5 protein-coding genes are annotated in these 6,000 nt (G+C 69.0%); all 5 read left to right on the top strand.

From position 1 onward, the window contains the following. Positions 1-192 precede the first annotated feature (192 nt). The 5 genes from OEL49_RS12365 to OEL49_RS12385 all read left to right on the top strand — a co-directional run bounded on the left by OEL49_RS12365 (position 193) and on the right by OEL49_RS12385 (position 5,721). The gene (locus OEL49_RS12365) at positions 193-876 is read left to right on the top strand and encodes an SIMPL domain-containing protein (RefSeq protein ID WP_287874882.1); all 684 of its coding nucleotides are present in this window, start codon (positions 193-195) and stop codon (positions 874-876) included. Positions 877-1,011: 135 nt separating this feature from the next. Further along, positions 1,012-2,502 (top strand): TolC family protein, encoded by a 1,491-nt coding sequence (locus tag OEL49_RS12370; RefSeq protein ID WP_287874884.1) that lies wholly within the window; start codon positions 1,012-1,014, stop codon positions 2,500-2,502. 2 nt (positions 2,503-2,504) lie between these two features. Then, positions 2,505-3,761, top strand: a complete 1,257-nt coding sequence (locus OEL49_RS12375; protein ID WP_287874886.1) for an efflux RND transporter periplasmic adaptor subunit — start codon at positions 2,505-2,507, stop codon at positions 3,759-3,761. Next, a complete protein-coding gene (locus OEL49_RS12380) occupies positions 3,761-4,507 on the top strand; it encodes an ABC transporter ATP-binding protein (RefSeq protein WP_287874888.1) in 747 nt (248 codons plus the stop codon). Before OEL49_RS12375 ends, OEL49_RS12380 begins: the two co-directional genes overlap by 1 nt. Continuing rightward, on the top strand, positions 4,501-5,721 hold the full coding sequence (locus OEL49_RS12385; protein WP_014237894.1) for an ABC transporter permease: 1,221 nt from the start codon (positions 4,501-4,503) through the stop codon (positions 5,719-5,721). The genes OEL49_RS12380 and OEL49_RS12385 overlap by 7 nt, the downstream gene beginning before the upstream one ends. Positions 5,722-6,000 lie beyond the last annotated feature (279 nt).

Below are 6,000 nucleotides of genomic sequence, written 5' to 3' on the forward strand. Positions count from 1 at the left end.
TTGCCCGAGGTGAGCCGATTCTAGCCGAGCTTGAAGGGCCGTGCCAGCGACCGAACAAATGTCCGGGAGGGCCGGCGGCGGCGTTAGAATGGCCAATTGCACCCGGCCGGCGGCATCGCTATTCATCCGGCATTGACGGAACCTTCATTCGCCTGCCCGGGTCAGCCTCTCTTTGCCGTCGAAAGGAAAGCCATGCATCCCTCCCGCCCGACCTCCCGCCTCAGCTTCGCCCTGCTCGCCCTCGGCCTCGCCGCTGCCGCCCAGGCCGGCACCATGGTGGACCTTTCCGCCAGCGCCAGCCGCAGCGCCCCCAACGACCTGGTCCTGGCCAGCGTCTTCGCCGAAGCCAGCGGCCCCACCACCGCCGACCTGGCGCAGAAGGTGAACACCCAGATCGCCGAAGGCCTGCGTACCGCCAAGGCCTACAAGGACGTCAAGGTGCGCAGCGGCGGCACCCACACCTATCCGGTTTACGGCAAGAGCGGGCGCATCGAGTCCTGGCGCATGCGCTCCGACATCGCCCTGGAAGCCCGGGACGCCGGCGCCCTCTCCGAGCTGCTGGGCAAGCTGCAGACCACCATGGGCGTGGGCGGCGTGCAGTTCATGCCGACCCCGGAAACCCAGAAGAAGGCCGAGGACGAAGCCACCGTGGAGGCCATCGCCGCCTTCAAGGCCCGGGCCAAGCTGGTGGGCGACACCCTGGGCAAGTCCTGGCGCATCAAGCAGCTCAGCGTCGGCAGCAGCGGCGGCCGCCCCCCCGTCTATCCGCGCATGAAGAGCGCCCTGATGGCCGCCGAGGCCGTTCCCATGCCCCTGGAAGGCGGCGACTCGGCCGTCACGGTGAACATTTCCGGCCAGATCGAACTGGCCGATTGAGGCCGCCACGCCCCCGCCCGGCAGGATGACCGGACGGGGGCCGATGCAACATCCGGTAACAATTTGCCGTCCCGGTACGGCCCAGGGGCCCGCTATACTTCGGCTCAAAATTCCTAAGGCTTCGGCCGCGCCCCGATGAAACCCGCAACCATGCCCGTGACGGCACCTGCCCGCTCCGCTTTCGCCCCCCTTCCCCTGGCCCTGGCGTTCGCCGCGGTCCTGGCCGCCGCCCCGGCCCTGGCCCTGGACCCCCTGGGCAGCGATGCCCTGGCGCCGCCCCGACCGGCCCTCGGCGGCAGCGAGGGCCAGGGCGCCAATCCCTGCCCCGAGCAGCCGGTGAGCGGCCCCTTGTCTCTCACCGAGGTGGTGGAGCGGGCTCTCTGCCACAATCCCCAGACCCGGGAAGTGTGGGCCAACGCCCGGGCCCAGGCGGCCCTGGTGGGCGTGGCCCAGGCGGCCTACCTGCCCGGCCTCAGCCTCAGCGCCGGCCAGAGCCGCAACCGCAACGACAGCCGCAAGCCGGAGAGCTACACCCAGAAGAATGCCGGCCTGACCCTTTCCTACCTGCTGTTCGACTTCGGCGCCCGGGCCGCCACCCTGGAGAATGCGCGGCAGTTGCTGGCCGCCGCGGCCGCCACCCAGGACAGCACGGTGCAGGCCGTGTTCCTCGCCGCCCTGCAGGCCTACTACCAGGTCCAGGCCACCGAGGCGGCCCTGGTGGCCGCCCGGGAATCGGAACGGGCCAGCCTGGAAAGCTTCAACGCCGCCGATGCCCGCTACAAGGTGGGCACCGCCACCCCGGCGGACCGGCTGCAGGCCCAGACCGCCTACTCCCAGGCCTCCCTCAAGCGCATCCAGGCCGACCGGGATTACAAGAACGCCCAGGGCACCCTGGCCAACGTCATCGGCGGCGAGGCCCACCGTCCGCCGGCCCTGGTGCCCGCCACGCCGGTGGTCGCCCCAACCCGGGAATTCACGGCGGATGTGGACGCCCTGGTGGCGGAAGCCCGGCGCCGCCGGCCCGACCTGGTGGCGGCGGAAGCCCAGTACCAGGCGGCCCAGGCCAATGTGGAGGCGGTGCGCGCCGCCGGCCTGCCCACCCTGTCCCTCACCGCCGGTCCGGCCTACCAGGACCTGGGCGGCAACGTCAGCAATACCTCGAGCATCGGCGTCACCCTCAACGTGCCCCTGTTCACCGGCTTCTCCACCACCTACAAGGTGCGCAACGCCGAATCCCTGAAGGAAGCCCGGGAAGCCCAGCGGGAGCGCATCCGCCAGCAGGTGGCCCTGGACGTGTGGAAGGCCTATCAGGGCCTCATCACCGCCGGCCAGTCCCTGCAGACCACTGCCGACCTCCTGGTCTCCGCCGAGGCGGCGGAAAAGGTCGCCCTGGGCCGTTACAAGGCCGGCCTGGGCAGCATCCTGGATGTCCTCAACGCCCAGAGCGCCCTGGCGGCGGCCCGCCAGCAGCGTGTCCAGGCCACCTTCGAGTGGAACGTCTCCCGCGCCACCCTGGCCCAGTCCATGGGCAACCTGGACATTTCCCTGCTGCAAAGCCTCCCCGACGCAGCCACCGCCAATGCCGGCCAACCCGCCGCCAGCGGCCCCATCCAAGGTTCCAACTGATCATGAAACGCCCCCAGAAGAAAACCGTCGTCCTGATTCTGGCCGCCCTGCTCCTCGCCGGCGGCGGCTACGTCGCCTACCAGAAGCTCACCGCCCCGGGCCTGGAGCAGCGCTACAAGCTGCAGACCCTGGAAAAGGGGGAACTGACCCAGAGCGTCTCGGCCAACGGCACCCTCAACCCGGTGACCCTGGTCAATGTGGGCACCCAGGTTTCCGGCACGGTGAAAAAGCTCTACGTGGATTTCAACGACCAGGTGAAGCAGGGCCAGATATTGGCCGAGCTGGACGACTCCCTCTATTCCGCCCAGGTGCACCAGAGCGATGCCAACATCGCCAGCGCCCGGGCCTCCCTGGACCTGGCCATCGCCAGCGAGGAACGCATGAAGTCCCTCTTCGCCCAGGAATACGTCAGCCGCCAGGAGCTGGACCAGGCGGTGCAGGCCCGCCGCAGCGCCCAGGCCCAGCTCAACCAGTACAAGGCGGCCAACGACAAGGACCGGGCCAACCTGGGCTACTCGGTGATCCGCTCCCCGGTTTCCGGCGTGGTGGTGGACCGGCAGATCGACGTGGGCCAGACCGTGGCCGCCAGCTTCCAGACCCCCACCCTGTTCAAGATCGCCCAGGATCTGACGGCCATGCAGATCTACACCAGCTTCGCCGAGGCCGACATCGGCAACATCAAGGTGGGCCAGCCGGTGAAGTTCAATGTGGATGCCTTCCCCAACCGCCAGTTCAAGGGCGAGGTGAAGCAGGTGCGGCTCAACCCCACCACCCAGCAGAACGTGGTCACCTACAACGTGGTGGTGGTGGTGGACAACCCGGAGCAGATTCTCCTGCCGGGCATGACCGCCTATGTGAACATCGCCGTGGCCAAGCGCAGCGAGGTGCTGCTGGTGCCCAACGCGGCCCTGCGCTACAAGCCCAACGGCGGCCAGAAGCCGGCCCCGAATGCCGCCGGCAATGCCGCCGCCAATGGCGCCCCGGCCGGCGGCCCGCCGGGAGCAGCCGGCCCCGGCAACGGCAAGGGTGCCGGCGAGCGCCAGCGCAAGCGGGACAGCGCCAGCGGCACCGTCCATGTGCTGCGCGGCGGCGAAGTGGTGCCGGTCAGCGTCAGCCTGGGCATCACCGACAACCGCAACACGGAAATCGTCGGCGGCGAACTCAATGCGGGGGACCAGGTGATCGTCGGCGAGAACCTGCCGGACGGCGCCAATGCCGGCGGCAGCAGCGGCGGCACCATGCGCATGAGGATGTTCTGATGAGCGCTGCGACGGCCTCCGCCGACGCGGCGGCGGTGATCGAGGTGGCCGGCCTGGACAAGGCCTACGACACCCCCATGGGCCCCTTCCCGGTGCTCAAGGGCGTCAGCCTTGCCATCCATGCCGGCGAGTTCGTCGCCATCATGGGCCCCTCCGGCTCGGGCAAGTCCACCTTCATGAACATCCTGGGCTGCCTGGACCGGCCCAGCGGCGGCGACTACATCCTCGACGGCAAGCACGTCTCGGACCTGGACAAGGACCAGACCGCCCTGCTGCGCAACCGCACCATCGGCTTCGTCTTCCAGGGCTTCAACCTGCTGCCGCGCATGAGCCTGGAGGACAACGTGGCCCTGCCCCTGGTCTATTGCGGCGTGGACAAGGAAGAGCGGCGCCAGCGGGCCCGGGAACTGCTGGCCAAGGTGGGCCTGGGCCAGTACGCCAAATCCCTGCCCAACCGCATCTCCGGTGGCCAGCAGCAGCGGGTGGCCATCGCGCGGGCCCTGGTGAACCGGCCCCGCCTGATCCTGGCCGACGAGCCCACGGGCAACCTGGACAGCCACACCAGCGAGGAGATCATGGCCCTGTTCGAGGAACTGAACCGGGAAGGCATCACCATCGTCCTGGTCACCCACGAGCCGGACATCGCCCAGCACGCCAAGCGCCAGGTGCGCTTCCTCGACGGCCGCATCGTGCACGATGCGCCGACCCACCACGACCTGCCCGCCGGGGAGATCCAGCCATGCTGACCGCCATGCTCGGCGAAGCCTGGCGCGCCATGGGCGCCAACCGGCTGCGCACCTTCCTCACCATGCTCGGCATGGTCATCGGCGTCGGTGCCGTGGTGCTGATGCTGGCCATCGGCCAGGGCGCCCAGTACGCCGTGGCCCAGTCCATCAACTCCATGGGCAGCAACCTGTTCATCGTCCTCTCCGGCTTCACCAACGCCGGCGGCGTGCGCAGCGGCAGCGGCAACGCCCCCACCCTGACCGTCACCGATGCGGAAGCCATCACCGAGCTGGACGGGGTGGAAACGGCGGCGCCGGTGCACCAGGGCTCGGCCCAGCTGGTGTATGGCTCGAGCAACTGGAACTCCTACGTCATCGGCACCACGCCGGCCTATCTGGACGTGCGCTCCTGGGCCCTGGTGGACGGCTCGCCCTTCACCGATTCGGACCTGCGGGCCTCGACCCGGGTGGCCCTGATCGGCAAGACCGCGGCCCAGAACCTGTTCGGCGCCGAGAACCCGACGGGCAAGACCCTGCGCATCGGCCAGGCCCCCTTCCTCATCCTCGGCGTGCTGGCGCCCAAGGGCCAGAGCCTGGACGGGAGGGACCAGGACGACGTGCTCATCGTTCCCCTCACCACCGCCCAGCGCAAGCTCTTCGGCACCCCCTTCCAGGGCTCGGTACGGGCCATCATGGTCAAGGCCGCGGCGCCCGAGGTGATGCCGGCGGTGGAAAATTCCATGAACGCCCTGCTGCGCCAGCGGCACCGCATCCGCCCCGGCCAGGACGACGACTTCAACGTGCGCAACCTCACCGCCGTGGCCGACTCGGCGGCGGAGACCACCCGCATCATGTCCCTGCTGCTGGGCGCCATTGCCTCCGTCTCCCTGCTGGTGGGCGGCATCGGCATCATGAACATCATGCTGGTCTCGGTCACCGAACGGACCCGGGAGATCGGCATCCGCATGGCCATCGGCGCCCGGGAGAAGGACATCCTGACCCAGTTCCTGCTGGAGGCCATCGTCATCTCCATCGCCGGCTGCCTCATCGGCCTGCTGCTGGGCATCGGCGGCGCCGTGCTGACCAACCTGCTCACTGGCACCGCGGTCATCATCTCCGGCAGTTCGGTCATCGTCGCCTTCAGCGTCGCCGCCGGGGTCGGCATCTTCTTCGGCTACTACCCGGCCCGCAAGGCCGCCCGCCTGGACCCCATCGAGGCCCTGCGCTACCAGTAGATCTTCACAAAGCCCTGCCCCACCAGGCAGAGGGGACGCCACTCTTCACCGCATCACCGTGGAGAATGGCGTCCCTTCTTCGTTTCAGGACAGGCAATAAAAGCGAGCCACAGAGGGCACAGAGAACACAGAGTTGAAGCGTCGCCGTGGCGAAGCTGGGGGCGAAAGCTGGGGGCGAAAGCTGGGGGCGAAAGCTGGGGGCGAAAGCTGGGGGCGAAAGCTGGGGGCGAAAGCTGGGGGCGAAAGCTGGGGGCGAAAGCTGGGGGCGAAAGCTGGGGG

It is taken from the genome of Azospira sp., from assembly GCF_030247495.1.
In the GTDB taxonomy this organism is placed as follows: domain Bacteria; phylum Pseudomonadota; class Gammaproteobacteria; order Burkholderiales; family Rhodocyclaceae; genus Azospira; species Azospira oryzae.

Bases quoted from the DNA above. Each gene is read 5' to 3' on its own strand.
- OEL49_RS12365 (WP_287874882.1), top strand. From the start codon at position 193: ATGCATCCCTCCCGCCCGACCTCCCGCCTCAGCTTCGCCCTGCTCGCC.
- OEL49_RS12370 (WP_287874884.1), top strand. From the start codon at position 1,012: ATGAAACCCGCAACCATGCCCGTGACGGCACCTGCCCGCTCCGCTTTC.
- OEL49_RS12375 (WP_287874886.1), top strand. From the start codon at position 2,505: ATGAAACGCCCCCAGAAGAAAACCGTCGTCCTGATTCTGGCCGCCCTG.
- OEL49_RS12380 (WP_287874888.1), top strand. From the start codon at position 3,761: ATGAGCGCTGCGACGGCCTCCGCCGACGCGGCGGCGGTGATCGAGGTG.
- OEL49_RS12385 (WP_014237894.1), top strand. From the start codon at position 4,501: ATGCTGACCGCCATGCTCGGCGAAGCCTGGCGCGCCATGGGCGCCAAC.